Origin of the sequence: Nocardioides sp. (genome assembly GCF_050246775.1) — a bacterium.
Lineage (GTDB): Bacteria > Actinomycetota > Actinomycetes > Propionibacteriales > Nocardioidaceae > Nocardioides.
Genome location: NZ_JBFWVK010000001.1, coordinates 2,039,029 through 2,064,086, shown reverse-complemented (window position 1 = coordinate 2,064,086; position 25,058 = coordinate 2,039,029). Strand labels below are relative to the sequence as shown.

Sequence of the window (25,058 nt, the reverse complement as noted above, 5' to 3'; positions counted from 1 at the left end):
GCGCTCACATGGCGACCCAGATCGAGGTCGAGGCCGACCTGAGGTTCGAGGTGGCGGTGCCCGGGCGCGCCCCGGTGCTGGGGACGCTGTACAGCGCCCCCAGCGGGCTGGTGCTCCAGGTGTCGGACCCCCAGATGTTCGCTGGGCGGACCGATGCCCCCGCGATCCGCGGCCTGGCCGACCTGCTGGCCTCCCGCGGACTCAAGGTGCACGTTCACGACGGCCGCACCCATCTCGTGTCCATCGGCGCCATCCGCGCTCCCTGGTGGCAACGTCGCCTGACTGGGTCGCGGCACATCAGGCTGGGCAGCCTGCGGGGTGCGTGGACCTCTGCTCGGTCCCGGGCCAGGACGGTCGACACCCCGGTGCTCCCGGACGCGACCATGCTGCCGCCGGCCACGATGTTCCCCTTGGCACCCACCTTCATGCGGCGCCCGCCGCGCCGGGTCACCACGACCAACGATCCGCTGCGAGGCGGCAATCCGCGCCTCATCCTCGCCCCCGGTCAGGCCGTGGGGAGGGAGGTGGGCCGCGAGCGCCGCTCCACGACGTACTGGCTGGAGCACACGACCACGCTGGGCAGCGGGCCCGACTGCGACATCCGGCTGCCCGGGCTGGCCGAGCTGCACGCCACGATCACGCAGGATGACAACGACGAGTACGTGCTGACCTCCGAGGGCCCCGAGGTGCGGGTGCACGGGGAGCGCACCGACCGCAGGGTGCTGCGCACCGGTTCCCGCGTCGACCTGGGGAAGTGGGTCCTCACCTACTACCGCGAGGAGTACGCCGACCACGGCCGACCGTACAGTGGTCGGGTGGGCGGCGAATTCGGACGGCAACGCAAGCAGCCACCGACGGCCGAGGGGTGAGCATGCCGCTCGGCGTCGTACGCCGTTCGCTGGCCCAAGCGCTGCGTGCCCGCATCGCGGGCGACGACGCCGCGTCTCGGGCCCAGAAGATCTGGCAGGCCGAGGGCGAGCGCTGGTTCACTCCCGACGACCCGATCTGGTGGGTGCACATGGACGCGTCCATGTTCGCCGGTGGAATCCGGGCCCTACTGCTGCAGTCACTGCACCCCCTGGCCATGGCCGGAGTCGACCAGCACTCGGCCTACCGTGACGATCCCTGGACCAGGGTGCAGCGCACCAGCAGCTACATCGCCACCACTACGTTCGGGACTATCCGGCACGCCGAGCAGGTGATCGGCGCTGTCCGACGCATCCACGAGCGGGTGCAGGGCACGACCACCGACGGGACGCCCTATCGTGCCGACGACCCCCATCTGCTCATGTGGGTGCACGTCGCCGAGGTGGAGAGCTTCCTGACCACCTACCAGCGGTTCGGTGGCCGACCGCTCAGCCAGGGCCAGGCCGATCGGTACGTCGCCCAGACCGGCGTGGCCGCCGAACGTCTCGGCGTGCTGAACCCTCCCCAGAGCGAGGCCGACCTGCGCGCGGTGCTGGCCGGCTACCGACCCGAGCTGGTCTCCTCTCCCGAGGCCCGTCAGGCTGCTCGGTTCCTGCTGCGCGAACCTCCGCTGCCCCTGCTGGCGCGCCCCGGCTACCACGCCCTGGCTGCCGGTGCGGTGAACACCCTGCCCACCTGGGCCAGGCGCGAGCTCGGCGTCGTACGCCGTCCTGCGGGGGCGACCACAGGTGTGGTGGCCACGACGGCAGTGCGCTGGCTGATGAGCGACCCGTCGGTCAGTGACCGACCCGGCCTGGTCAAGAGCTGACGATGTTGGACGACGGTGACCCTGTCCCACACAGGGTCGCCGCCGTCCGCGTCAATCGCGTCGATCGGATGGATCGGTGCGGGATCCACCCACCCCCGACTCGATAGAGACAGGTCCAGTCTCGGGGGAAGTCAAGCACCTGCCCATCGGGCGATCAGTCACTTGTGACACCACCCGGATGGGCGGTCGGCCACCAACCGGTCAGTTGCTGACCCCACGCAGGTTGTCGTCGCTGAGCCGCGACTCCTCGGCGGCCCGAGCCTCGAGCTCGGCTCGCCGCGAGGTCTCGAGGAGCTCCCGACTGGCCTCGTAGGCCCCTGGTTGGGACACGAGATCGGTGGCGCCACCACGCAGTCTGCCCAGCGCGGCACGGCCGAAGACCTGTTGCTCGGTGGTGGTCCGCTCCGAGCTGCCCCGACCCACGAACGACACCGCCCAGTGCAGCAGCGCCGTGATCCGGCTCTTGAACCCGGTGATGTAGATCAGGTGCAGCGCGAGCCACATCAGCCAGGCGATGAAACCGGTGAAGCGCAACTTGCCGACCATGGCAACGGCGCGGAAGCGGCTGATGATCGCCATCGAGCCCTTGTCGAAGTAGTGGAACGGCTTCTGGGGCTCCTTGCCACGCAGCCGGTTGTTGATCTCCTTGGCCGCGTACTTCGAGCCCTGGATGGCGACCTGGGCGACGCCGGGGAGATTGTCGAGCGAGATCATGTCGCCGACCACGAAGACCTCGGGATGACCCGGCAGGGTGAGGTCGGGGTTGACGCCGATCCGTCCGGCCCGGTCGAGCGGGGCCCCGGTCTGTTCGGCCAGTGTGCGCCCCAGCGGGTTGGCCTGGACGCCGGCGGCCCAGATCTTGGTGACGGCCTCGATCCGGTCGGTGGTGCCGTCCTTGCGCTTGACCTCGATACCGCGCTCGTCCACGTCGGTGACCATGGCGCCGAGCTGGACCTCCACACCGAGGCTCTCGAGCTCGTGGTGGGCCTTGGCGCCGAGCTTGGCACCGAAGGGCGGGAGCACCTGCGGGGCGGCGTCGAGGAGGATCACCCGAGCGGCACGGGAGTTGATGGCCCGGAAGTCCTTCTTCAGCGTGCGACGCGACAGTTCGGCGATCTGGCCGGCCATCTCGACTCCGGTCGGACCCGCTCCGACGACCACGAAGGTCAGGTCCGCATCGACGTTCTCACCTCGCGCCGCCCCCAGCTCAGCCATCTCGAACGCACCGAAGATGCGCCCGCGCAGCTCGAGCGCGTCGTCGATGCTCTTCATGCCGGGTGCGAACTCGGCGAAGTGGTCGTTGCCGAAGTAGGACTGGCCGGCCCCGGCGGCAACGATGAGGGTGTCGTAAGGGGTCACGCTGACCCGGCCGAGGACGTGGTGGGTCACCGTCCTGGCCTCGAGGTCGATCGCTGTGACATCCCCGAGGAGCACCGCTGCGTTCTTCTGGCTGGCCAGGATCTCGCGGGTCGGGGGGGCGATCTCGCCCTGCGACAGGATGCCGGTCGCGACCTGGTAGAGCAGTGGCTGGAAGAGGTGGTGCGAGGTCTTGGCGATCATGGTGACCTCGACGTCGGCGCGCGAGAGTGCTTTCGTGCCGAACAGCCCACCGAAGCCGGACCCGATCACCACGACCCGGTGCCGCCGGGACTGAACGGGTGCTGCCTGAGGCGTGGTGTTGGCTGCCATCTGGCTGCCCTTCCTTCGAAGTTGCGACTCGATCGGGGTTCTCTCCCCATTGTCCGGCTCTTCACTCCGCAATGCACATCCGGAGCTGGCTGCAGACATCTGTTCAACGAGGAAGCCCGATCTGTTATGCCTCAAGGCGCGACAGATCGCGAAAATTGTGCGATTTTGCTCTGATGGGGGTTTGGATCTGGGGTGGCTCGGGCATGTGGTCCATATTCATACCGAATGTTGGTCGGAGTTGCGTTTGACGCCCACTGCTGCGTCGCTCACGCTCAGCTCGAGCCCGCGTTCCGTTCAGGACGCGCGCCGCTGGGTCGTTGAAGCCTGCCGTTCCATCGGCCGCTCCGACCTCGCTGAGTGCGCAGAACTGGCCGTCTCCGAGCTCGTCACCAACGCGCTGCTCCATGCCGAGCCGCCCCTCGTCGTCCGTCTCGGCGGCACCCCCTCCTACCCTCGGATCGAGGTGGCGGACGGTTCGGTCAACCCACCGTCACCCAACGGCCGGATGACCGACGACCAGGAGTTGCTCTCCACCGTCGGGCGGGGACTGGGGCTGGTGGCCATGTGCTCGGCAGTGTGGGGCGTGCGCATCCACCGCGACGGCAAGGTGGTCTGGTTCGTCCCGGCCAGCGAGGCGCGCCCCGACGTCGATCTGCGAGCGCTCCAGATCGAGTACGAGGACATCTCCGACCTTCCGGGTCCGTCACCAGAGCTTGCCGACCCCGTGCAGGTGCGGGTGCTCGGCCTGCCGACGCAGTCCTACATCGAGTTCCGTCATCACTACCGAGAGATCCGGCGCGAGCTGAGGCTCCTGGCGCTGGCCAGCGAGGAGACCTACCCGATCGCCCGGCACCTCTCCGAGCTCTTCGTGCTGTTCGAGCGCGACTTCCAGCTGAGTTCCGGCACCGACGCCATCCAGAAGGCGATCGAGTCTGGCAACCCGACGGTCGACGTCGACGTGCTCGTGGACCGCTCGTCGATCTCCACCATCGCGCAGATGATCGACGTGCTGGAGCTCGCGGACGCGTTCTGCCGGGCTGAACGGCTGCTCTCGGTTGCTGCGACCCCGCCACAGCGAGCGTTCACGCGCTGGTATCTCGGCGAGTTCATCAGCCAGGGTCGTGGGCGAGAGCCCCTGCGGTGGGCCGGCGGTTACGTCCGGGATCCCGAGCTGCACGAGTCGTGAGGCGCGCCCTCCTCGCCGTCGCCGTGGGCGGCGCCCTCGGTGCCGTCCTCCGGTGGAGCCTGGGACTCCTGGCCCCCGACGGTCAGGGTTTCCCGTGGACGACGTTCGCCATCAACGTGTCCGGCTCGTTCCTCCTGGCGCTGCTGCCGGCCCTGCCATCCGTACGTCGCCATCGGCTGCTTCCGCTGTTCTTGGGCACGGGCGTGCTGGGCGGCTACACCACTCTGTCGACCTACGCCGAGGAGAGCCGGGTGCTCTTCGCCGATGGCCGGGCGGGCCTGGCCCTGGCCTACCTGCTCGGCACCCTGGCGGCATGCGTGATGGCGGTGTGGCTGGCCCGGCACCTGTCGCCTCCGTCGGCCCAGCTGGAGTTCGCTGTCGAGGGTGGCGAGGAGTGACCGGGCTGCTGGTGGCGCTGGGGGCCGGACTGGGCGCTCCGCTGCGTTTCCTGATCGGTGTCCGCTTCGATCGTCCGGCGTTCGCGCTGGGGACCCTGCTGGTCAACGTGCTGGGTTCGTTCCTGCTGGGCGTGTTCAGCGCACTCACCCTGGGTGGACACGCGTTCGCCTTCCTCGGCACGGGCTTCTGCGGCGGGTTCACCACCTATTCGGCATTCGCGGTCAAGACCGTCGAGCACGGCTGGCGCACCGGGGCGGCGTACGCCGTGCTGAGCGTGAGCCTCGCGCTGGCCGCCTGCGCCCTGGGCTTCTGGGTGGCTCAGGCGTAGCCGAGCTCGTGCAAGCGGTCGTCGTCGATGCCGAAGTGGTGGGCGACCTCGTGGACGACGGTGATGCGGACCTCGTCGACCAGTTCCTGCTCGGTGGCGCACATGTCGAGCAACGGGTTGCGAAAGACCATGATCCGGTCGGGCAGCTCACCCCCGAAGCCGTTCTCCCGGTCGGTCAGCGCGACCCCGTCGTAGAGGCCGAGGAGGTCGGGCTCGTCGGCGGGTGGCTCGTCCTCGACGAGGACCACCACGTTGCGCACGAGCCGGGTCAACTCGTCGGGGATGTCGTCGAGGGCGCGATCCACCAGCTCCTCGAACCTCTCCCTGCTCATCTCGATCGGCATTCGTCCAGTCTGGAGCAGGCCCCCAAATGCAGAACACCCCGGACCGAAGGTCCGGGGTGTTCGTCGCTGTGCGACCCCGACGGGACTCGAACCCGCGGCCTCCGCCGTGACAGGGCGGCGCGCTAACCAACTGCGCTACGGGGCCAGGTGTGGTGCCTTTGTGGTGCTCTGGAACGCTTCTTGCGAAGCGGGGGAACTCTAACTCATCCTCGACTCCGGAAACCAATCGGCCATGTGCGCCGACCCGGATCGCACCCCCAACGGGATTCGAACCCGTGCTACCGCCGTGAAAGGGCGACGTCCTAGGCCACTAGACGATGGGGGCCTGCCGCCTTGCGGCAACCGGCACATCATAGGGGCTCGCGAACAGCGGTCCCAAATCCCTTCCCAACCCATTTTCGTGACGGCCCGGGGCCTGCGGTATGGTTTCCGCGCTCAGCAAAGTGGGGCAGGTAGCTCAGTCGGTACGAGCGTCCGCCTGAAAAGTGGAAGGTCGGCGGTTCGACCCCGCCCCTGCCCACCGAGCACTGGACGCCCCCGCTCACCGGCGGGGGCGTTCTGCCTTCCCGGTCAGGTCGTGGTCCCCGGCTCGAGGCGGGATCCGGCAGGGATGACGGCCTCGGCAGCCACCTGCGAGTCCTGGCCGACCAGGGTCACCGCGTCGGAGGACCCCAGGGCATCCGCCTCGGCATCGCCCACGCGCGCGCCGCTGCCGATCGTGCACCCGGAGTCGATGATCGACCAGTGCACGGTTGCGTCGGCCTTGATGACGGTGTCGGCGAAGACGACGCTGTTGCTGACCATGGCACCGGCCTCCACCACGACACCGGGACCGAGCACGCTGCGGTGCACCCACCCCGAGACCCGACTGCCCGGGCTGATCAGCGAATCGGTCACCGTCGCACCGTCGAGCAGGCGAGCGGGCACCCGCTGGGGCGGTTGGGTGAGGATCGGCCAGCCCAGCTCGCCGAAGACTCCGACATCGTCGGTGAGGAGATCCTGGTGCGCCTGGAGGTATTTGCGCGGCTCACCCAGGTCACGCCAGTAGCCGGTCAACGGGTGCGCCACGACCTGGCCCCGATCGACCAGTCGTGGCAGCAGGTGCTCACCGAAGTCACCGAGCCCGGTGTCGCCGGCCGGCCGGTCCTCCGTCGTGTCCGACAGCTCGCGGTGCAGCTCCTCGAGCGTCTCGATGAGGACGACGGGGTCGTAGGCGAAGATCTCGGCCGCGACGACGTTGGTGGTGGGGTTCTCCGGCTTGTAGGCGAACCCGGTCACGGTCGCCTTGTCATCGGCCTCGACGGTGGCATGGTCACCGGCGTCGGCGGGGTCGACAGTGGTCGTGAGCACGGTGCAGCCGGCCTTGCGGGAGAGGTGGGTCTCCAGGATGTCGTTGAAGTCGAAGCGGTACACGTGGTCGGCGCTGGCGACGAGCAGGACGTCAGGGGCGAAGTCGGCGATCCGGGTGCGGAGTCGGAACAGCAGGTCGGCGTTGCCGTGGGCGAAGCCGTCCTCGTCCAGCGAGCCGGAGCCCTGCTCGGGGACCATCAGGCGCAGGCCGCCGCGCGTGCGGTCCAGGTCCCAGGGTCTGCCGTTCGCGACCTGGTCCTCCAGGACAGCCGCCTGGTACTGCACCGACAGCCACACGTCGCTGATGCCGCTGTGCGACAGGTTGGACAGCGACAGGTCCAGCAGCTGGTAGATGCCGGCGATCGGCAGCGCGGGCTTGGGGCGTTCCCGGGTCAGGACGTCCATGCGGGAGCCGGCTCCACCGGCCTGGATGATGGCGAGCACGCGAGGAGCGGTCATGGCGCCATCGTTGCACCCGCCACGTCACAGGGGCGGCGCCACGGGCCGGTAGCGCTGGCGCACGACGCCGGAGTCGTACGCCGTCACCTCCATGAGCTCCAGTCTGAGGGTCACTCCGTCGAACGGCCGGGTGCCGGCGCCACCCACAGCCGGGTGGACCCAGAGGCAGACCTCGTCGATCACCCCGCCACGGAGCAGGTTGCAGGCGAGCTCACCACAACCCGACAGGATCAGGTCACCCTCGAGCTCCTCCTTCAGGCGGCGTACTCCCTCGACGGCGTCTCCCTCGATGACACGGGCGTTCCAGTCGAGCTGGCCGCTGAGAGTGCGTGAGGCGACGTACTTCGGCATGGGATTGAGGACCTCCGCCCACGGACCGGTCGCCGACGGCCAGAATCCGAGGAAGCCCTCGTAGCACCTGCGCCCGGTCACGAAGGCCGCGGCGGCCGCGAGCTGCTCGACCCCGGCCTGGTCGTGGCCCCCGGCGGCCACGAACCACGCGCCGACGTCACACAGTCCATCGACGGTCATGCTGGTGTTGCTGACGAGTCTGCCCATGGTGTCGTCCTCCTCTTCCCAGGTCTGACTCACCCAGCGGCGAGAAGTCATCGCAGCGGCGTCGCCGGGTCACCGTGGGGCGAGGGTCGCGACCACATCGGCGGGAGCCGGCATCGCCGCGATCTCGGCGGCCACCAGAGCAGCGCCCGCACGGTAGGTCTCCTCACGGAGGAGTGAGTGCACCGCATCGCGGACCTGCTCGGAGGAGACCTCCGGTGGCGGCAGCACCAGTCCTGATCGAGTGGAGATCGCTGCCTCGGAGTTGCGGAACTGGTCGGCCGCCTGTGGCAGGCAGAGCTGGGGAAGGCCCAACGCCAGGGCACCGAGGAAGGTGCCGGAGCCCGCATGCGAGACCACCACGGCGCTGTGCCGCAGCACCTCGGACTGCTGGACCCAGGTCACGCTGGACACGTTGTCCGGCTGGTCCCCGAGCGCAGCGGGATCGCCCATCGGGCCGACCGAGACCAGGACCCGGACCGGTAGGGCGGCGATCCCCCGGACCGCCTCGGCCAGCACCGGGACGGGCGCGAAGACGGTCCCCAGGGTCAGGTACACCAACGGTCGTCGGTCTTCGGCTGTCACGATCGCAGGAAGCTCACCGTGCGGCTCACCGGTGTAGGCCTCCGGCCGGATCGACAGGCGTCGCGGGACGTGCTCCAGGGATTGGGTCTGCACCGAGGTCGGGCAGATGTCGAGGTATCCAGCGGCGAAGCAGCCCGCGTAGCGAGGTACGTCGAGCCCGTGGCTCTCCCACAGCTCGGACAGCTGCTCGGCGGCGGCCTCGACGAAGGCGGCCGGCACGGCACCGCCGAAACTGTGGGTGAACGTGTCCACCTCGAGCAGGGCGCCGACCAGGGGCGCGGCCAGCTCGGCCTGCTCGTGGATGATCAGGTCGGGCTCCCAGGAGGTGGCGACAGCCAGGAGGTCGGGGAGCATCACCGGCGCGGCCCAGGCGCCGAACATGTGCGGGAACGCGTAGGCGGCGCGGTCCTGGGGCCGCACGTTGTCGTTGTGGGCGCGCAGGCGACCGGCGACCTCCCGCACCCCAGCGGTGTCGAGACCGACCCCGACGACGTCCAATCCGGCTGCGGCAACGGCCCGAGTGGCCGGCTCGTTGGTGGCCCAGCGGACCTCGTGCCCGGCGGCCACGAACGCCGTGGCCAACGGCACCATCGGGAAGACGTGGCCGACGCCCCACGTCGAGGAGAAGAGCACGCGCATCAGAGGCCTCCTGGGCGGCCCACCGGACTCAGCCAGGTGAGATGAGACCCAGTAGACCACGGATCCGGTGCTCGGCCACGTGGCTGGCGGCCGACGCGATCCTTGCGCCCGGGAGCCCCACCCCCAGCACCGTGCCGTCCCAGCGGGGTGGTTGGGACCAGGCCGGATCGCTCGTCACCCCGGCCTCGGGAGAGCCGTGATCGACGAGCGCGCGACCGATGGCTTCGCGCAGCCCCAGCGCGTCCTCCGGGTCCATGACCGCCGGATCCGGCTGGCCGGGCCGACACACCATGTCGTGGCGCAGGCTGTGCACCAGCGCAGCCACCGTCCAGTACGGCGCCGCGCACGCGAAGCCCGCAGCCAGGGCCGTCAGGTTCGTCGGCGGCCCCAGGGTCGGCACCTGTGCGCGGTACAGGCCAGCCAGGTCGGCGTAGGTCGCCAACAGCTGCGGATAGGAGACGACGTCCGGACCGCCGATGTCCACGGCTCCCACAGTGGAGCTCTCCAAGGCGTCGGCCAGGACCCGGATCGTGTCCGAGACGGCGATCGGCTGGACCTTCGAGTTCATCCAGGTCGGGATGGGCTGGACGAGCAGCGCCGAGGCGGTCTGGCGCACGATCTCGAACGAGGTCGAGCCGGCACCGATCACCACGCCCGCGCGCAGCGACAGGGTGGCGGCGCTGCTCTGCGCCAGGGCCTGCTCCACCTCGAGCCGCGAGGCGATGTGGGGCGACAGATCTGTCTGCGCCACGTCGGGCACCAGGCCGGACAGGTAGACCACGCGGCGTACACCTTGGGCGTCGACTCCACGGCGTACGTTCACCGCCGCCAGGCGGTCACGCGCGCCGAAGCCGCGCACCTGCAGGCTGTGGATCAGGTAGCACACCGCGTCCACCTCGCAGAGGGCCTCGAGGACCGCGGCCGGGTCGGTGGCATCCATCACGACGTTCTCGACCTCGGTTCCCCAGCTGAACCGCTCGGGCCTGGGGACCGACGACGATGCCGCCACCACCGCGTGGCCCCGGCTCAGGAGTTCGGGCACCAGTCGGGACCCGATGTAGCCGGTCGCTCCCGCGACGAGAATGCGCATGACCTCAGTCTGCCCGCCGGGCCAACAGCTCACGCACCCGCGGGACCACCTCCTCGCCGTACAGGCGGATCGAGCTGAGCCGCTGTTCGTGCGGCAGGGTGCCCACGGCGTACTTCAGTTGGAAGCGCGAGAGCCCCAGGGTCCGGATCGCCCAGGCGATCTTGGTGGCGACCGTCTCCGGAGATCCGACGAACAGCGACCCCGTCGGGCCGGCACCGTCGTCGAACTGCTCAGGCGTGTACGGCGGCCAGCCGCGTTCGGCACCGATCTTGGTGAAAGCGGCGGCCTGGTGCGGGTACATCTCCTCGCGCGCTTGCTCGTCGGTCACCGCGACGTGGCCGGGGCTGTGCATCGAGATCGGCCGGGTGCCGTGCCCGTAGTGCTCCAGGGCGCGGTGGTAGAGGTCCACGAGCGGCTCGAAGCGGGCCGGCGATCCGCCGATCACGGCCACCACCAGGGGCAGGCCGTACGACGCCGCACGGACCACCGACTCGGGGGTGCCTCCCACACCGATCCAGGCGGTCAGGCCGTGAGCCGTGCGAGGGAAGGCCTGGCCCGCGACCAGCGGTGGACGGAAGGTGCCCTCCCAGGTGACCGGGCGCTCCTGGAGAAGCTGGGTGAAGAGGTCGAGCTTCTCACTGAAGAGCGTCTCGTAGTCGTCCAGCGACAGCCCGAACAGGGGGAAGGACTCGGTGAAGGAGCCTCGACCAAGGGTCACCTCGGCGCGGCCGCCGGAGACGGCGTCGAGCGTCGAGAACCGCTGGAAGACCCTGATGGGGTCATCGGAGCTCAGCACCGTGACCGACGTGCCGAGCCGCAGCCGACTGGTCTGACCGGCGATGGCGGCCAGCACCACGTCCGGTGAGCTGACGGAGAAGTCGGGGCGGTGATGTTCACCGATGCCGAAGAAGTCGAGCCCGACCTGCTCGGCCACCACGGCCTCGGCGACGACCTGGCCGATGGCCTCGGGATGGCTCACAGCGGTGCCGTCCGGGTGCAGGGCCACGTCACCGAACGTGTCCAGCCCGAAGGTGGGGGCCTCAGGGGTCCCCAGCGGTTCGAGGTTCATGGCCTGCCCTCCGTGGCTCGCAGCTCCTCGAGGATGCGGCGGTCCGCTGGAGTCAGCGGAAGCGACGCAGCGGCTGCTCGGTCCCAGCGAACCGTCACCGAGCGGCTCCGGGCCACCGCACGGCCGTCGTCGGCATACATCGTCTCGGCCAGGGTCAGGCTCTTCGTGCCGACCGCCTCGACAGCGAAGTCGACGCGCACCGAGCGATCCGCGGGCCCCAAAGGGCTCACCCAGTCGATCTCCATCCTGGCCAGCACGTAGTCACCGTCGCCGGACAGCCCGAGCTGCGTGAACCACTGCGTGCGGGCGTCGTCGAGAAGGGTCAGGTATTCGGCGTGGTAGACGTGCCCGTACGCGTCGAGGTCACGAAAGCGCAGGGGCAGCCAGGCCGGGGTCACGTCGGTCATCTCCCCCAGTATCGCCGGTGCCGGCACGACAGGCCTGAGAGAGTGTGCAGGTGCTGCCACGGTTCGAGATCCGCGATCGGCTCCGACCCGTGGCCCTGCTCGCCCCCGACCAGGTCCGCACCGACCTCACCTGGCCCGGCGAGCCGCCCACCTCCATCTGGACCGCGGCGCCGGCACAGGCGCCGTACCTGGCCCTGGTCGTGGACCTGGCGCCGGGCGAGGTGAGCGGCCGCCTCAGCTTCGGCTGGACGTGCGGCGACGGCCGACGGCTCCTTGGGTGGTACGACGGTAGGCGACGCCTGCTCGGCATCGATCTGGGATCGGCTGACGGCACGACCACCTCCCACCGCAGTCGCCGCTTCGGCCGGCTCGACGGGGGTGCGGTCACCGGATCACTGGCCCTGACTCTGACCGGCACCCACCTGACCGTGTTGACCGCGCATCGCGGCACCTGGGCGGCCCGGGCTCGCGTGGACCTGCTGGGAGTGTGGGACACGCGCGCCGAGGCGTTCCTGGACCATCTCGAGGCCGGCTTCGAGTGGACGCACCCGGACGCGGCTCCGGCCCCGATGGCGCGCCTGCGGCAGGGGTCCTTCGGACAGCTGGGACTGCGTGACCTCCATGTCGCCACCCACGCCGACGGCCAGGTGGTGCGACACGAGGACCGCATCGTGTTGACCGCCACCCACGCCGGGCCGGGCTTCTTCGACACCGGGCACACGGGGGTCTGGACGTTCGACCCGGACACCCACGAGCTGGAGCACCGGTCGAACCTCTTCTTCCACCGCCCGGATGTGCCCGGCGTGTTCGGCGACCACGCCACCCACCTGGTCCGTGACGGAGCCGAGTGGCTGGTGGCCACGAGCACGTGGGGGGACTTCGATCGCACCGGTGTCGAGATCACCCTCGCGCGCACCCAGGCGGACCTGCTCAACGGCGAGCACGTGCTGGACACCACCTACCTGGACCTGCCCACGACGGGCGTGGGGGTCTGGGACCCGCATCTGACCCGGATCGAGGGGCTGTGGCACGTGGCCTTCGTGACCGCCAGCAAGTTCTTCGACTTCCACCCAGCCCTGTGTCGCGGCACCAGCCTGGGTGCACTCGAGCTGGTGGGTGAGGACCTCACCCGCAGAGCCACCGAAGGCACCGTCCTGGTCGAGATCGACCACACGTGGCGACTGGTGGCCAGTGACGGCCGGGACAATCGCCTGGACCGTCGCGAGCGCTTTCCCGTCTACGACCTGACGATGACCGAGATCGACGTGCTGGACGCCCCGTATCCGACGAACATTCCCTGGCCGATGGTGCTTCCCGACGGTGACGGTTGGCTGATGCTGACCTTCGACGGGACCCGCTACGGCGGGGGAATCCTCGGGTACGGCACGCACGGCGACGTGGTGGTCATGCGCACCGGAGAGCTGCCTGGATCAGTCCTCGACGGGCGCTGAGCCGTCGAGCAGGCGACGGATCTCGGTCTCACGAAAACGCCGATGACCTCCAAGGGTCCGAATCGAGCTGATCTTGCCCGCCTTGGCCCACCGGGTGACCGTCTTGGGGTCGACCCGGAACATTGCGGCCACCTCAGCAGGCGTCAGCAGGGTCTCGGAATCCGTGGAGTTAGCGCTCATATGATGGTTGCCACACTTTCCATCCCTACCGGTGCTCCCCGCGAGCCAGGTGGGATGATTAGAGTGTGCCACTTGCTAGCGGGTGTCTCAAAAGAGAACTGGACGCAGGCGGCGCATTTTTACCTTCTTTACCCGATTAGTGTGCAATTAAAGGCCGACATTTCCCCCACCCATCGGGAGGTCGACCTCACCATCACCACCCTGATGCCACAAGGACTGATCCACGATGAGCCAGACGCCCGCCCCCGACCTGTTCGACCTCAGCCGCGACCACGAGCAGGTGGTCTTCTGCCAGGACGCCGCAACCGGCCTCAAGGCGGTCGTCGCCATCCACTCCACGGCACTGGGCCCCGCACTGGGCGGCACCCGCTTCCACCCCTATGCGACCACCGATGAGGCAGTCCAGGACGCGCTCAACCTGTCTCGCTCGATGTCCTACAAGGCCGCGCTGGCAGGACTCGACCTGGGTGGCGGCAAGGCGGTCATCATCGGCGACCCGCACACGCTCAAGTCCGAGGCGCTGCTGCGCGCCTACGGCCGGTTCGTGCAGTCGCTGGGTGGTCGCTACCTCACGGCCTGCGACGTCGGCACCTACTCAGAGGACATGGACCACGTGGCCCGGGAGTGCTCCTACGTCACCGGCCGCACGGTCGCCCATGGCGGCGCAGGCGACAGCAGCGTCCTGACGGCCTTCGGCGTCTTCCAGGGCATGCGCGCCAGCGCCGAGGTGACGTGGGGCAGTCCCACGCTCGCCGGACGCACCGTCGGCATCGCCGGCGTAGGCAAGGTCGGTCGCCACCTCACCGGCCTGCTCATCGAGGACGGGGCCTCCGTGGTCGTCACCGACGTCTACCAACCCGCCGTGGAACGGCTCAGGACAGAGTTCCCGCAGGTCACCGTCGTGGAGTCCACGGACCGACTGGTCGCCACCCCGCTCGATGTCTACGCACCGTGCGCCCTGGGGCACGCCCTCACCGACGAGGTCGTGGCCGTGCTCTCGGCCCGGATCGTCTGCGGAGCCGCCAACAACCAACTGGCCCACCCCGGCGTCGAGAAGTCCCTGGCTGATCGCGGCATCCTCTACGCCCCGGACTACTGCGTGAACTCCGGCGGCCTCATCCAGGTCGCCGACGAGCTCGACGGCTTCTCCTTCGAGCGTGCCCACCAGCGAGCCAGCGGCATCTTCGAGACGACCCGTCGGGTCTTCGACCTCGCAGCCGCAGACGGCGTCCCCCCTGCGGTGGCAGCCGACCGCCTGGCCGAGCGACGCATGCACGAGGTGGGCCGGCTGCGCGGGATCTGGCTCAACCCATCGTCCTGAGGGCGCACCTCACACTTCAGGGGCGTCGCCCGAGAAGTGTGGGTCGTGCTCGATCAGGAGTTCAGTCGCGTCGCGAATCGACGTAATCAGGCCAGTCGTCCTCGTCGGACGACTCCACCTGCTTGATGTCGGCACCGTTTCCGGTGTCTCCTCCATGCAGCTCGGCGGCCAACGCCCCGAAGTCCGTCTCATGAGTGCGGTACTTCAGGTCGCGAGCGACCTTCGTCTGCTTTGCCTTAGCTCGGCCGCGCCCCATAGGGTCCGACCCCCTCGCACGCTTGGCCGGGGCACTGTGGCTCCCGGTCTGACTGTCAGAATTATCGTGAGGACAACGCTACCTGCTCGGTGGCTGTTCCCGCACACCCGGGCCACTTTTGGTCATCGTGGCGCTGGTCGGTCACCAGCCCGAGTGTTGCCCCACCAGCTCGACGCGGCCGCCGTTGGACCCCGACGCCACGTCTGCCGAGCCGGCGACCCAGGCGGGGATCCCGTGGCGGGCCAGCACGGCGATCGCCTTGTCGGCATCATGCGGGGCGGTCAGCGCGACCATGCCGACGCCGCAGTTCAGCGTCTGCTCCAGGTCTCCCTGGGGCACGCTGCCGGCCTGTCGAACGAGATCGAAGATGGGTGCCGGTGTCCAGGTGGCGCGATCGATCGTGATCGTCAGCTCGACCGGCAACACGCGTTCGAGGTTGGCGGCCAGTCCTCCACCGGTGATGTGGGACATGGCATGGGTGGCCGTCTCGGCCGCGACGTCCAGGCAGGCCTTCGCATAGATCCTGGTCGGCTCGAGCAGTTCCTCACCCAGCGTCCGCCCCAGCTCGGGTACGTCGCGATCGAGCTGCCACCCCAGACCGCCCTGCGAGGGATCGGCGAGCAGGACGTGGCGGACCAGGGAGTATCCGTTGGAGTGCAACCCGCTCGACGCGATCGCGATCACCGCGTCACCGGGACGGACCCGGCCGGGGCCCAGGAGCCGGTCGGCCTCCACCACGCCGGTCGCCGCGCCCGCGACGTCGTACTCATCGACCTCGAGCAGCCCGGGGTGCTCCGCGGTCTCCCCGCCGATCAGGGCGCAACCGGCCATCACGCAGCCCTCCGCGATGCCCTTGACGATCGCTGCGATCCGCTCAGGGATCACTCGCCCCGTGGCGATGTAGTCGGTCATGAAGAGCGGCTCGGCGCCACACACCACGAGGTCGTCCACGACCATCCCGACCAGGTCGAACCCGATCGTGTCGTGTCGGTCCATCGCCTGGGCGATCGCGACCTTCGTGCCCACCCCATCGGTGGAGGTCGCCAGGAGGGGGCGGTCGTACTTGGTCAGGGCCGAGGCGTCGAAGAGCCCGGCGAACCCGCCGATCCCGCCGATCATCTCGGGACGACGCGCCTTGTCGATCCAGCCCTTCATGAGCTCGACGGCCCGGTCCCCAGCCTCGATGTTGACGCCGGCTTCGGCGTAGGCGGTGTTGAAGGGCTGATCTGTCGAGGGCTCGAACTCGGACACGTGGGTGCTCCTCAGGGGTTGTTGAGGACAGGCAGCGCCTTGCCCAGGGTGGGTGAGTTCAGCGACACCTCGAGCAGGTGCTTGCCGAGCAGGCTCTCATCCGGGAGCTCGATCGGGTACTCGCCGGTGAAGCAGGCCTTGCAGAGCCGGTCTGCGCTCTGGCTGGTCGCATCGACCATGCCCTCGAGCGAGATGTAGCCCAGGCTGTCGGCTCCGATGCTGGACCGGATCTCCTCGACGTCCAGCCCGTTGGCGATCAACTCCGCACGCGTGGCGAAGTCGATGCCGTAGAAGCAGGGCCACTTCACCGGGGGCGAGGAGATGCGCACGTGCACCTCCAGGGCGCCCGCCTCCCGCAGCATCCGGACCTGGGCGCGCTGGGTGTTGCCGCGCACGATGGAGTCGTCGACGACCACGATCTTCTTGCCGCGGATCATGTGGTCCAGGGCGTTGAGCTTGAGGCGGATGCCCAGCTGGCGCAGGGTCTGGCTGGGCTGGATGAAGGTGCGCCCGACGTAGGCGTTCTTGACGAACCCCTGCCCGAAGGGGATGCCGCTCTCCTCGGCATAACCGGCGGCGGCGGGGGTGCCCGACTCGGGGACCGGCATCACCAGGTCGGCCTCGACCGGGAACTCGCGGGCCAGCTGCCGGCCCATCTCGACGCGAGCCTCGTGCACGCTGCGCCCGGCGATGGTCGCGTCGGGCCGGGCCAGGTAGACGTACTCGAAGACGCAACCCTTCCGCTCCGGCTCGGCGAACGTGTAGGAGCGCAGACCGTTCTCGTCGATGACGATCATCTCGCCGGGCTCCACCTCACGCACGACGCTGGCGCCGATCGTGGCCAGTGCGGCCTGTTCGCTGGCCACCACCCAACCCCGGTCCAACCGGCCCAGGACGAGCGGGCGGATGCCCTGGGGATCGCGCGCAGCGTAGAGGGTGTCCTCGTTCATCCACACGAAGCAGAAGGCCCCCCGAAGCAACGGCAGCACCTCGAGCGCGCGCTGTTCCAAGGAGGTGTCGGGGTGGTGTGCCAGCAGCGCCGTGACCAGGCTGGTGTCGTTGGTCGAGGTCTCCTGCGGGCGGGTGTGAAGGTCCAGCTGGTCGGCCGGACCGGGCAGCGCGTCCACCAGCTCGGACAGCTCATGGGTGTTGATGAGGTTGCCGTTGTGACCCAGTGCGATGGAGCCGTCGGCGGTGGGCCGGAAGGTCGGCTGGGCGTTCTCCCACGTGCTGGCGCCGGTCGTCGAGTAGCGGCTGTGCCCGATGGCGAGGTGACCCTTGAGGGAGTTGAGTGTGGACTCGTCGAAGACCTGCGAGACCAGGCCCATGTCCTTGTAGACGAGGATCTGGCGGCCGTTGCTCACCGCGATGCCAGCTGACTCCTGGCCACGGTGCTGCAGGGCGTAGAGACCGAAGTAGGTCAGCTTGGCGACGTCCTCACCCGGAGCCCAGACCCCGAAGACGCCGCACGCGTCCTGAGGACCCTGGTCGTGCGGGTCGAGAGCCGCGGTCAGTCGCCCGTCGCCGCCCTTGCGAGAGGACGGGCGCGTGGGGAGGGGGTTGGCCACGGTCAGCAGTCTACGGCCCCGAACGTCAGAGACGGCCACCGAGGCGGCCGAGCAACAGCGCCTCGGCCAGACAGACCCGCTCGAACTCGGCCAGGTGCAGGCCCTCGTTGGCTCCGTGGGCACGCGTGTCCGGGTCCTCCACACCGGTCACGAGCACGCTCGCGGCCGGGAACGCCTCAAGGAACTCGGCGATGAACGGGATCGAGCCACCCACTCCCATGTCCACCGGTTCGGTGCCGTCCCAGGCGTCGCGGAACGCCGAGCGCGCCGCGTCGTACGCCGGGCCGCTCGCCTCGATCCTTGTCGCCTCGCCCGTGTCCACCACCGTCATCGTGAACTCCGCGCCCCACGGCACCCGCTCCTCAAGGTGGGCGCGCAGGCGGGCCACGGCATTGTCGGTGGTGTCACCTGGGGCGATGCGCAGCGAGACCTTGGCGCGGGCGCTCGCGACGAGGGTGTTGCTGGCGCCGTCGACCTGGGGGGCGTCGAGACCGGTGATCGACAGCGACGGCCGGGTCCACAGGCGTTCGACGGTGGATCCGGAGCCGATCCACTGCACGCCGGGCACGGCGCCCGACTCAGCACGCAAGCGCTCCTCGGGGTAGTCGACGTCGGCGGCCGGGCCGGCGTACAGGCCCGCGACGGCGACGTTGCCGGCGTCGTCGTGCAGGGTGGCGATCAGCCGGCTCAGCGTGATCAGGGCGTCGGGGACCAGGCCGCCCCACATGCCGGAGTGCACGGCGTGGGTGAGGGTGCGCACCTCGATGTCGGCGCGCACCAGGCCACGCAAACTGGTCGTGAGCGCCGGCACGCCGATGTCCCAGTTGGTCGAGTCGGCGATGACGATCACGTCGGAGGCGAGCTCGTCGCGGTGCCTGGTGAGCAGCGCGGAGAGGGTGTCGGAGCCGACCTCCTCCTCACCCTCGATGAACATGGTCACGCTCACCGGGAGGTCGTCGCCCCAGGCACGCACGGCAGCCAGGTGGGCAGCGATGCCGGCCTTGTCGTCCGCAGCGCCGCGCGCATAGAGCCGACCGTCCCGCTCGGTCGGCTCGAACGGCGGGGAGTCCCACTCGGCGTGGTCGTTCTCGGGCTGCACGTCGTGATGGGCATACAGCAGCACCGTGGGCGAACCTGCCGGACCGGCCCGATGCGCGATGACGGCCGGGGCGCCACCGTCGGCGCTGGTGATCTGCACCTCGAAGCCCTCCGCGGAGAAGAGTTCTGCGACCGCCTCGGCACTGCGCTGGACCTCCCCGGCCCGTGCCGGATCGGCGCTCACCGACTCGATCCTGACCAGGTCCTCGAGGTTGGCTCGGACGCCGGGCAACAACTCGCGCACGATGGCGCGCATCTCCTCAGTCATGCCCGCCAGACTAGGTGAGCGGCAGGTACGCCGACAGGTCGGTGCGCTCCCCCGAGGCCAGCACCCGGCCGTCCCGGGTCGCCACCGACCAGGCCAGCTCTCCGGTGGCCAACGCGATCCACGTCTGCGCGTCGAGCTCGACCACGGCCGGCGGCGTACCCCGGGTGTGGCGGACGCCGGGCACCACCTGCACCGCGGCGTACGGCGGCACTCGAAGCTCCACCGAGTTGCCGGGGGACCGCTCGGCGAGCACTGCCATGAAGTGCTTGGTGAGCAGCTTCAGCTCGGCACGGCCGCGCTCGGGGGCGGCCAGGGCAGCGGCGACGGCCGCCGGGTCGGCCGGTCTCAGGCGCGGCGGCATCAGGCCTCGCGCATCGGTTGGAGGATCTGCAGCAGCTGGTAGGTCCGCGCGTCGGGGCCGCTGTGCTGTCCGCGCTGGCGCCAGCTCTCCACGAGGGCCTCGAGCTCGGCCGCCAGGGCTCGGGCATCGGCCCGGGTGAGGCGGAGCGCCGAGTCGCTGATGACCACGGTGGAGTCGGGTTGACGCTCGGCGCCGTAGGCGCGATCCACGGCGTCGCGTGCCGCCGCGGCGGCCTCGCGACGGTAGACGGTGGCGGCTGCCTTCCCGCCGGGCGTAGCCGCGAGCTCGTTCAGGTCGATGGTCAGCCCGGACTCGTGCGCTGCCTTCCAGACCCGGTCCCGCCCGTCGCGGGCCGCCTCCGGGGCCTCGACGACCAGTCCGTACTTCGCCAGCTGACGCAGGTGGAAGCTTGCCTGGTTGGCCGGTACGCCGAGGACCGCGGCCATGTCGGCGGCTCGTTGCGGACCACCGGCGCTGAGCTCCTCGAGGATCCGGTTGCGGACCGGATGGGCGATCGCGCGCAGGACACGCGGGTCGTGGACGTGTGGGGGCTCCTCGGGCATACCCCGCAGGTTAACCGGCCTCGGCCTGGATGAGCTCCGCGTTGATCCATGCGCCGACCTTCATCCCGGCCGCGGCGGCCGCCACCACCTGGCTGGTCGGGTCGGTGACGTTGCCGGCGACGTAGACGCCGGGGACCGCGGTCTGTCCCAACGCGTCTGCCGCTACGTGCGTGCCGACCACGTGCTCGCCCATCAGGAAGTCTGCCGTGGTCAAGCCCAGTCCGGCCAGGAACTCCGAACGGGCCCGGACCGGCGCTCCGACGACCATCGCCTGGCAGGGTACGACGCTGCCGTCGACCAGTCGGACGCCCGACAGGGCGTCATCCCTGGTCTCCACTGCGTCGACCCGCGGCCGTACCGTGCGCCCGCCACGGGCCTCGAACCTGCGGAGCCAGTCCGGGTCGGGATCGGGTTGGTCGTTGAGCAGCAACACGATGTCGGAGCTCCACTGCGTGAACAGCAACGCCTGATGAAGGGCCATGGGCCCGGTGGCCAGGACCGCGATCTCGAGGTCCTGCACCTCCCAGCCGTGGCAGTAGGGGCAGTGCAGGACATCACGGCCCCAACGCTCGCGCAGGCCCGGGACGTCCGGAAGCACGTCGACCAGGCCCGTGGTGACCACGAGGCGGAGTGCCGTGACGCGGCCACTGTCGGCGAGGACCACGGCGAAGCCGCCGGCGAGCCGCTCAGTGCCGGTCACCCGGGTGGACCGGAACTCGCCGCCGTAGCCGGCCAGCTCGGCCCGGCCCCTGGCCAGCAGCTCGAGCGGCGGGACACCGTCGTGGCCGAGGAAGCCGTGCACACCTGCCGCCGGCGCATTGCGAGGCTCGCCAGCGTCCAGCACGACCACGGCCCGACGGGCGCGTGCCAGCGTCGTCGCAGCACTGAGTCCGGCGGCTCCGCCGCCGATCACGATCACATCGAAGTCCATTCGGTCATCCATGCGTCGAGATTCGCCTGTCCACCCGGGAACTGCAAGTCATCTTGCCGCTTCGGCAACCTGCCTCAGGAAAGTTTCGCACTACTACTTGCGCATTATCTATTGCGCACGTTAACGTGCTGATTATGACCAGCTTTCGTACCCTCGCTCGCAACCACGACTTCACCGTGCTGTGGATCGGCCAGACGATCAGCGAGCTCGGCAGCCGGATGAGCATGTTCGTCTTCCCGCTCCTCGCGTTCCAGCTCACCGGGTCCGCCCTGATCGCGGCCGCAGCCGAGAGCAGCCACCTCGTGGGACTGGCGGTGACCCTGCTGCCAGCCGGCGTGCTCGCCGACCGGGTCGACCGACGCCTCCTGATGCGCTTCGCCAGCGCGTCCGGCGCCCTGCTCTACGCCTCCCTGGTGCTGGCAGCACTCGTGGGCGAGCTCACCCTCGTCCACCTGTTCATCGTGGCCTTCCTCACCGGCGCCGGGGTCGCGGTGTTCGCCCCGGCCGAGATCTCGGCCCTGCGCACCGTGGTCCGCTCCGAGGACCTGCCCACCGCCCTGTCGCAGAACCAGGCGCGCCAGCACGTCGCCGCCCTACTGGGTGGACCCGTGGGCGGCCTGCTGTACGGCGTGACCCGCTGGCTGCCGTTCGCCGCCGACGCCGTGACGTTCACGATCTCGTGGGTGCTGCTGGGCCGGATCCGCACCGATCTCTCCGCCAGCCCCACGCACAAGCACCCCCGCGAGGACCTGCTCGCCGGCCTGACCTTCATCCGGCAACGCCCGTTCTTCCGCGTGCTGATGGTGTGGGCCGCGGGTGCCAACCTCATGGTCAACGCCGTGTTCTTCGTGGCCGTGCTGCGCCTCATCGACAGTGGCGTCGACCCGGTGCACATCGGCCTGGTCGAGACAGCCGCGGGCGTGGCGGGCATCGCCGGGGCGATCGTGGCCCCGTGGATCATCGACCGGTTCCGCACCGGGCGACTGACCGTCGTGGTGGCGTGGAGCTTCGTCCCGCTGCTGATCCCCATGGCCCTGTGGAACCACCCGGCCGTGGTGGCCGCAGCACTCGGCGTCGGGGTCTTCCTCAACCCGGCCGGCAACGCCGGCATCGGCGCCTACCGGATCGCAGTCACTCCCGCCGACCTCCAGGGCCGGGTCCAGTCCGCGATGCAGTTCGTCTCCATGTCCACCCTCCCGCTCGCGCCCCTGCTCGCCGGAGTGGCACTGACCGGGTTCGGCGGCGCACCGGCAGTCCTGGCGCTCGGAGCGCTCACGGCGGCGGTCGCCCTCATCCCCACCCTGAGCTCCAGCGTGCGCAGCGTGCCGCGGCCGGCCGAGTGGGTGCGTGAGGAGCAGGTCGCCGTCAGCGTCTGACCGTGGCCGACCGTGCGAAGCGGCCTGCAGTCCGGTCCACGGCCTCGACCAGCTCCTCCGGCGACTCCACCACGAATTCGGCCTCGATCCCGGCCAGCAGCATCAACGGCCAGGTCAGCTCGTCGGCATTCATGGTGAGCAGGCTCGTATCGCCGTCCTCGGACACGTCCACCCAACGTCGAACATGGCCGGGCACGACGTCGGCGGGAGCCAACAGCCGCACCCTGACGGCGTACCGCTGCGGCCGCTCGCGGATGCCGGCCCGCACGAAGCTCAACGCGTCGGGCGCGGGCAGTTCGCGTCCACGGAAGCGAACCCCTGACAGCCTCGCGCCACGCACACGATCGACGCGGAAGCTGCGCCAGTCGTGGCGATCTCGGTCATAGGCGACGAGGTACCACCGGCGTCCGAGCGCCACCAGCCGATGGGGCTCGACGCGTCGCTCGCTCGGTTCGGCGCCTCGCGCGGTGTAGCCGAAGGTCACCAGTTCGTCGTCGCGGCAGCCCTGCGCCAACGTGGTGAGGGTCTCGGCGTCGACACTCGGGCCGTACGACGGGGCGGGGTCGGTCTGGGACCGCACGGCATCCATGCGGCGGCGCAGCTGCGGCGGCATCAACCCGATCACCTTGGTCAGCGCCTGGACGGTGGTCTCCTCCAGTCCCCCGACCGCGGAGGCAGCCGCGGTGCGCAGCCCGACGGCGATCGCCACGGCCTCCTCGTCCTCGAGCAGCAGCGGGGGTAGCGAGCCGCCGGCGCGCAGCTGGTAGCCCCCAGCGACCCCGCGGGCCGCCTCGACGTCATAACCGAGCTCACGCAGGCGGTCGATGTCGCGCCTGAGGGTCCGGGCGCTCACCTCGAGGCGGTCCGCGAGCTCACCGCCGGGCCAGTAACGATGGGTCTGCAGCAGCGACAGCAGTCGCAGCATGCGGGCACTGGTGCTCATGGCAGTGAGCATAGGAGGGATTGCGGACGGCTAGTGGCCGCAATCGCGCTGCCCTAGGGTGTGGCCCGTGAGTCCCCAGGCGTCGGAGCAGCTGAACGCGGACCCGGTCCGGCGCATCGTCGAGACCCTGCACGACCGGATCAACGCCCGGTTCCCCGAGCGCGGACTACGCCGGGCGGCGCTCGATCTGCTCCGGCTGGTCGACGAGGTGGCCAGTGTGTCGAGCGAGAGCCAGGGCCGGGTGCGCACGGCTCGCCTGTGGTCTCGGGTGCTGATGGTGGTGGTCCTCGCGGCGACCGTGGTGGCGCTCGGCTTCACGGTGCGCGACGTACTGCGGGAGGAGACGCTGCACAGCTCGCTGGTGTGGCTGCCGTTGCTGGGCACGGTCATCAGTGATCTCGTGTACGCCGCGATCGCGGTGTTCTTCCTCTACTCGTTCCCCGAGCGGATCCGGCGCGGGCGCACCCTCGAGCTGCTGCACCAGCTCCGATCCATGGCCCACGTGATCGACATGCACCAGCTGGCCAAGGATCCCGAACAGCTGCGCTCCTCGTTCGTGCCGACATCGGCGAGCACGCGGAACGACCTGACCCGGGACGAGATGGAGCGCTATCTCGACTACTGCTCGGAGTTGCTCAGCCTGGTCGGCAAGGCCGCCGCGCTGTGCGCTGAGGCCTCCCGTGACGCCGTCGTGCTGGACACCGTCAGCACCATCGAAGCGCTGACCACTGGGATGTCGCGCAAGATCTGGCAGAAGATCTCACTGCTGCCCGACTGACCCGTGCACATCTGCGACAGGTCGGCGCGATCTGCGCGTACATCTGCGACAGGTCAGGGGAGGAGGGCGAGGGTGCGCCGCCAGGCCGGCGACGCGGGATCGATCACGACGAAGTGGTCGCCCTCGACCGCGACGAGCTCGGCGCGCGCACCGGCGGCCGTGGCAGCGGCCACGTAGTCCTGGGACTGGGTGAAGGGCACAGTGTCGTCCGAGCGCCCGTGCACGCACCACACGGGCACGTCGAGCGGCAACTGCCGGATCGGGTCGGCGGCCTCATCCCCTGGCCCTGGGGGGTGGCCCAAGAACGCCTCGACCGCCCCGTCGCCGAGGCCGCCGGCGTACGCCGCTCGCAGATCGAGCACCCCGGCCTGCGAGATGACCGCGGTCACCGGGACCCGCTCGGAGAAGCCGAACCGCCCGCGCGCGGCCGCCCACGTGGCGAGGTGGCCGCCGGCCGAATGACCCAGCGTCACCACCGTCGTGGTGTCCAGGCCCTCGACTTCCGCCAGCGCATCGATCCCAGCCGCGACGTCGTCCAGAGTCGCCGGCACGCCACCACCGCCACCCAGGGCCGAGCCGACGCGGCGGTACTCGAGGTTGAGCACCGACCATCCGGCGGCCACGAGGCTCGGCACGAGCGGCCGCCCCAGCGAAAGGTCGTAGGCCGCCTTCCAGAACCCGCCATGGATCACCACGACCACGCCGCGCGAGGCCGTGGCGGGACGGGTGAGCTCGGCGTACTGGCTCGGGTCGGCGCCGTAGTCGATCCGGGCGAACCCCGACGAGGTGCCCGCGCCCTCCTTCACCGGTGCGGCTCCACAACCTGCCAGCGCCGCGACCGAGCCGGCCAGCAGGGTCCGCCGGGCGAGGCGCACACG

At 69.9% G+C, this 25,058-nt stretch carries 27 protein-coding genes and 3 tRNA genes; 10 read left to right on the top strand and 20 right to left on the bottom strand.

Translation table 11 applies throughout. The features are described 5' to 3' along the window. Positions 1-8 precede the first annotated feature (8 nt). Both AB7I40_RS09815 and AB7I40_RS09810 read left to right on the top strand, forming a co-directional pair. Positions 9-869 carry an FHA domain-containing protein gene (locus AB7I40_RS09815; protein WP_428347262.1) on the top strand — a complete coding sequence of 287 codons (861 nt, stop codon included), beginning with the start codon at positions 9-11 and terminating at the stop codon, positions 867-869. Positions 870-871: 2 nt separating this feature from the next. Beyond that, positions 872-1,735 carry an oxygenase MpaB family protein gene (locus tag AB7I40_RS09810; protein WP_428347261.1) on the top strand — a complete coding sequence of 288 codons (864 nt, stop codon included), beginning with the start codon at positions 872-874 and terminating at the stop codon, positions 1,733-1,735. A 201-nt stretch (positions 1,736-1,936) separates the two neighbouring features. Here the strand turns inward: AB7I40_RS09810 and AB7I40_RS09805 are convergent, their stop codons facing one another. Beyond that, positions 1,937-3,424 carry an NAD(P)/FAD-dependent oxidoreductase gene (locus AB7I40_RS09805; protein WP_428347260.1) on the bottom strand — a complete coding sequence of 496 codons (1,488 nt, stop codon included), beginning with the start codon at positions 3,422-3,424 and terminating at the stop codon, positions 1,937-1,939. A 244-nt stretch (positions 3,425-3,668) separates the two neighbouring features. On the opposite strand from AB7I40_RS09805, the gene AB7I40_RS09800 reads away from it, so the two are divergent. From AB7I40_RS09800 to AB7I40_RS09790, 3 genes are read left to right on the top strand one after another with little or no spacing between them, the layout of a single operon-like run. Continuing rightward, positions 3,669-4,610 carry an ATP-binding protein gene (locus AB7I40_RS09800; RefSeq protein ID WP_428347259.1) on the top strand — a complete coding sequence of 314 codons (942 nt, stop codon included), beginning with the start codon at positions 3,669-3,671 and terminating at the stop codon, positions 4,608-4,610. After that, positions 4,607-5,008, top strand: coding sequence for a fluoride efflux transporter CrcB (crcB, locus tag AB7I40_RS09795; RefSeq protein ID WP_428347258.1), 402 nt, complete (start codon positions 4,607-4,609; stop codon positions 5,006-5,008). Before AB7I40_RS09800 ends, crcB begins: the two co-directional genes overlap by 4 nt. Beyond that, positions 5,005-5,337, top strand: coding sequence for a fluoride efflux transporter FluC (locus AB7I40_RS09790; protein ID WP_428347257.1), 333 nt, complete (start codon positions 5,005-5,007; stop codon positions 5,335-5,337). Before crcB ends, AB7I40_RS09790 begins: the two co-directional genes overlap by 4 nt. On the opposite strand, the gene AB7I40_RS09785 is transcribed toward AB7I40_RS09790, so the two are convergent. The 3 genes from AB7I40_RS09785 to AB7I40_RS09775 all read right to left on the bottom strand — a co-directional run bounded on the left by AB7I40_RS09785 (position 5,328) and on the right by AB7I40_RS09775 (position 6,006). Continuing rightward, positions 5,328-5,681 carry a metallopeptidase family protein gene (locus tag AB7I40_RS09785; protein WP_428347256.1) on the bottom strand — a complete coding sequence of 118 codons (354 nt, stop codon included), beginning with the start codon at positions 5,679-5,681 and terminating at the stop codon, positions 5,328-5,330. The genes AB7I40_RS09790 and AB7I40_RS09785 overlap by 10 nt on opposite strands. Positions 5,682-5,752: 71 nt before the next feature. Next, positions 5,753-5,826 (bottom strand) — tRNA-Asp (locus tag AB7I40_RS09780). Between the two features lie 107 nt (positions 5,827-5,933). Next, positions 5,934-6,006: transfer RNA gene (locus AB7I40_RS09775), tRNA-Glu, on the bottom strand. Positions 6,007-6,127: 121 nt separating this feature from the next. Here AB7I40_RS09775 and AB7I40_RS09770 point away from each other — a divergent pair. Then, positions 6,128-6,201, top strand: a tRNA-Phe gene (locus AB7I40_RS09770). Between the two features lie 50 nt (positions 6,202-6,251). Here AB7I40_RS09770 and AB7I40_RS09765 read toward each other — a convergent pair. From AB7I40_RS09765 to AB7I40_RS09740, 6 genes are all read right to left on the bottom strand, one after another. Then, a complete protein-coding gene (locus AB7I40_RS09765) occupies positions 6,252-7,490 on the bottom strand; it encodes a glucose-1-phosphate adenylyltransferase family protein (protein ID WP_428347255.1) in 1,239 nt (412 codons plus the stop codon). 24 nt (positions 7,491-7,514) lie between these two features. Further along, a complete protein-coding gene (locus tag AB7I40_RS09760) occupies positions 7,515-8,048 on the bottom strand; it encodes a dihydrofolate reductase family protein (RefSeq protein ID WP_428347254.1) in 534 nt (177 codons plus the stop codon). Positions 8,049-8,117: 69 nt separating this feature from the next. After that, positions 8,118-9,269, bottom strand: a complete 1,152-nt coding sequence (locus tag AB7I40_RS09755) for a glycosyltransferase (RefSeq protein WP_428347253.1) — start codon at positions 9,267-9,269, stop codon at positions 8,118-8,120. Positions 9,270-9,297: 28 nt separating this feature from the next. After that, positions 9,298-10,359: an NAD(P)H-binding protein gene (locus tag AB7I40_RS09750; protein WP_428347252.1), complete on the bottom strand. Its 1,062-nt coding sequence runs from the start codon at positions 10,357-10,359 to the stop codon at positions 9,298-9,300. A gap of 4 nt (positions 10,360-10,363) precedes the next feature. Beyond that, entirely contained in the window at positions 10,364-11,428 is a 1,065-nt protein-coding gene (locus tag AB7I40_RS09745; RefSeq protein WP_428347251.1) for an LLM class flavin-dependent oxidoreductase, read from the bottom strand. Further along, positions 11,425-11,835, bottom strand: coding sequence for an acyl-CoA thioesterase (locus AB7I40_RS09740; protein WP_428347250.1), 411 nt, complete (start codon positions 11,833-11,835; stop codon positions 11,425-11,427). Before AB7I40_RS09740 ends, AB7I40_RS09745 begins: the two co-directional genes overlap by 4 nt. Before the next feature lie 50 nt (positions 11,836-11,885). Between AB7I40_RS09740 and AB7I40_RS09735 the strand changes: the two genes are divergently transcribed. Beyond that, on the top strand, positions 11,886-13,286 hold the full coding sequence (locus tag AB7I40_RS09735) for a hypothetical protein (RefSeq protein ID WP_428347249.1): 1,401 nt from the start codon (positions 11,886-11,888) through the stop codon (positions 13,284-13,286). Here the strand turns inward: AB7I40_RS09735 and AB7I40_RS09730 are convergent. After that, a complete protein-coding gene (locus AB7I40_RS09730; RefSeq protein WP_428347248.1) occupies positions 13,266-13,466 on the bottom strand; it encodes a BldC family transcriptional regulator in 201 nt (66 codons plus the stop codon). The genes AB7I40_RS09735 and AB7I40_RS09730 overlap by 21 nt on opposite strands. A 226-nt stretch (positions 13,467-13,692) precedes the next feature. On the opposite strand from AB7I40_RS09730, the gene AB7I40_RS09725 reads away from it, so the two are divergent. Further along, on the top strand, positions 13,693-14,787 hold the full coding sequence (locus tag AB7I40_RS09725) for a Glu/Leu/Phe/Val family dehydrogenase (protein ID WP_428347247.1): 1,095 nt from the start codon (positions 13,693-13,695) through the stop codon (positions 14,785-14,787). 61 nt (positions 14,788-14,848) lie between these two features. Here AB7I40_RS09725 and AB7I40_RS09720 read toward each other — a convergent pair whose 3' ends face one another. The 7 genes from AB7I40_RS09720 to AB7I40_RS09690 all read right to left on the bottom strand — a co-directional run bounded on the left by AB7I40_RS09720 (position 14,849) and on the right by AB7I40_RS09690 (position 21,095). Further along, on the bottom strand, positions 14,849-15,043 hold the full coding sequence (locus AB7I40_RS09720; protein WP_428347245.1) for a DUF3073 domain-containing protein: 195 nt from the start codon (positions 15,041-15,043) through the stop codon (positions 14,849-14,851). 141 nt (positions 15,044-15,184) lie between these two features. Continuing rightward, the gene (purM, locus tag AB7I40_RS09715; protein WP_428347244.1) at positions 15,185-16,294 is read right to left on the bottom strand and encodes a phosphoribosylformylglycinamidine cyclo-ligase; all 1,110 of its coding nucleotides are present in this window, start codon (positions 16,292-16,294) and stop codon (positions 15,185-15,187) included. Between the two features lie 11 nt (positions 16,295-16,305). After that, positions 16,306-17,862, bottom strand: a complete 1,557-nt coding sequence (gene purF, locus AB7I40_RS09710; RefSeq protein ID WP_428347243.1) for an amidophosphoribosyltransferase — start codon at positions 17,860-17,862, stop codon at positions 16,306-16,308. Positions 17,863-17,887: 25 nt separating this feature from the next. Beyond that, a complete protein-coding gene (locus AB7I40_RS09705) occupies positions 17,888-19,228 on the bottom strand; it encodes a dipeptidase (RefSeq protein WP_428347242.1) in 1,341 nt (446 codons plus the stop codon). Between the two features lie 10 nt (positions 19,229-19,238). Next, a complete protein-coding gene (locus tag AB7I40_RS09700) occupies positions 19,239-19,589 on the bottom strand; it encodes a sterol carrier family protein (RefSeq protein ID WP_428347241.1) in 351 nt (116 codons plus the stop codon). Beyond that, the gene (locus AB7I40_RS09695; RefSeq protein ID WP_428347240.1) at positions 19,589-20,152 is read right to left on the bottom strand and encodes a helix-turn-helix domain-containing protein; all 564 of its coding nucleotides are present in this window, start codon (positions 20,150-20,152) and stop codon (positions 19,589-19,591) included. Before AB7I40_RS09695 ends, AB7I40_RS09700 begins: the two co-directional genes overlap by 1 nt. Before the next feature lie 10 nt (positions 20,153-20,162). Then, positions 20,163-21,095, bottom strand: a complete 933-nt coding sequence (locus AB7I40_RS09690; protein WP_428347239.1) for an NAD(P)/FAD-dependent oxidoreductase — start codon at positions 21,093-21,095, stop codon at positions 20,163-20,165. A gap of 122 nt (positions 21,096-21,217) precedes the next feature. On the opposite strand from AB7I40_RS09690, the gene AB7I40_RS09685 reads away from it, so the two are divergent. Continuing rightward, positions 21,218-22,459: an MFS transporter gene (locus tag AB7I40_RS09685; RefSeq protein WP_428347238.1), complete on the top strand. Its 1,242-nt coding sequence runs from the start codon at positions 21,218-21,220 to the stop codon at positions 22,457-22,459. Here the strand turns inward: AB7I40_RS09685 and AB7I40_RS09680 are convergent. After that, positions 22,449-23,402: a helix-turn-helix transcriptional regulator gene (locus AB7I40_RS09680; RefSeq protein ID WP_428347237.1), complete on the bottom strand. Its 954-nt coding sequence runs from the start codon at positions 23,400-23,402 to the stop codon at positions 22,449-22,451. The two genes, AB7I40_RS09685 and AB7I40_RS09680, sit on opposite strands and share 11 nt — an antisense overlap. Positions 23,403-23,469: 67 nt before the next feature. Here AB7I40_RS09680 and AB7I40_RS09675 point away from each other — a divergent pair, with 67 nt between their 5' ends. Beyond that, positions 23,470-24,180 (top strand): hypothetical protein, encoded by a 711-nt coding sequence (locus AB7I40_RS09675; RefSeq protein ID WP_428347236.1) that lies wholly within the window; start codon positions 23,470-23,472, stop codon positions 24,178-24,180. 53 nt (positions 24,181-24,233) lie between these two features. Here AB7I40_RS09675 and AB7I40_RS09670 read toward each other — a convergent pair whose 3' ends face one another. After that, positions 24,234-25,055 carry an alpha/beta hydrolase family protein gene (locus AB7I40_RS09670; protein ID WP_428347235.1) on the bottom strand — a complete coding sequence of 274 codons (822 nt, stop codon included), beginning with the start codon at positions 25,053-25,055 and terminating at the stop codon, positions 24,234-24,236. Positions 25,056-25,058 lie beyond the last annotated feature (3 nt).

Coding starts and splice junctions, on each gene's coding strand:
- AB7I40_RS09815 (WP_428347262.1), top strand. CDS start 9: ATGGCGACCCAGATCGAGGTCGAGGCCGACCTGAGGTTCGAGGTGGCG.
- AB7I40_RS09810 (WP_428347261.1), top strand. CDS start 872: ATGCCGCTCGGCGTCGTACGCCGTTCGCTGGCCCAAGCGCTGCGTGCC.
- AB7I40_RS09805 (WP_428347260.1), bottom strand. CDS start 3,424: ATGGCAGCCAACACCACGCCTCAGGCAGCACCCGTTCAGTCCCGGCGG.
- AB7I40_RS09785 (WP_428347256.1), bottom strand. CDS start 5,681: ATGCCGATCGAGATGAGCAGGGAGAGGTTCGAGGAGCTGGTGGATCGC.
- AB7I40_RS09765 (WP_428347255.1), bottom strand. CDS start 7,490: ATGACCGCTCCTCGCGTGCTCGCCATCATCCAGGCCGGTGGAGCCGGC.
- AB7I40_RS09760 (WP_428347254.1), bottom strand. CDS start 8,048: ATGGGCAGACTCGTCAGCAACACCAGCATGACCGTCGATGGACTGTGT.
- AB7I40_RS09755 (WP_428347253.1), bottom strand. CDS start 9,269: ATGCGCGTGCTCTTCTCCTCGACGTGGGGCGTCGGCCACGTCTTCCCG.
- AB7I40_RS09750 (WP_428347252.1), bottom strand. CDS start 10,359: ATGCGCATTCTCGTCGCGGGAGCGACCGGCTACATCGGGTCCCGACTG.
- AB7I40_RS09745 (WP_428347251.1), bottom strand. CDS start 11,428: ATGAACCTCGAACCGCTGGGGACCCCTGAGGCCCCCACCTTCGGGCTG.
- AB7I40_RS09740 (WP_428347250.1), bottom strand. CDS start 11,835: ATGACCGACGTGACCCCGGCCTGGCTGCCCCTGCGCTTTCGTGACCTC.
- AB7I40_RS09730 (WP_428347248.1), bottom strand. CDS start 13,466: ATGAGCGCTAACTCCACGGATTCCGAGACCCTGCTGACGCCTGCTGAG.
- AB7I40_RS09725 (WP_428347247.1), top strand. CDS start 13,693: ATGAGCCAGACGCCCGCCCCCGACCTGTTCGACCTCAGCCGCGACCAC.
- AB7I40_RS09720 (WP_428347245.1), bottom strand. CDS start 15,043: ATGGGGCGCGGCCGAGCTAAGGCAAAGCAGACGAAGGTCGCTCGCGAC.
- AB7I40_RS09705 (WP_428347242.1), bottom strand. CDS start 19,228: ATGACTGAGGAGATGCGCGCCATCGTGCGCGAGTTGTTGCCCGGCGTC.
- AB7I40_RS09700 (WP_428347241.1), bottom strand. CDS start 19,589: ATGCCGCCGCGCCTGAGACCGGCCGACCCGGCGGCCGTCGCCGCTGCC.
- AB7I40_RS09695 (WP_428347240.1), bottom strand. CDS start 20,152: ATGCCCGAGGAGCCCCCACACGTCCACGACCCGCGTGTCCTGCGCGCG.
- AB7I40_RS09690 (WP_428347239.1), bottom strand. CDS start 21,095: ATGGATGACCGAATGGACTTCGATGTGATCGTGATCGGCGGCGGAGCC.
- AB7I40_RS09685 (WP_428347238.1), top strand. CDS start 21,218: ATGACCAGCTTTCGTACCCTCGCTCGCAACCACGACTTCACCGTGCTG.
- AB7I40_RS09680 (WP_428347237.1), bottom strand. CDS start 23,402: ATGAGCACCAGTGCCCGCATGCTGCGACTGCTGTCGCTGCTGCAGACC.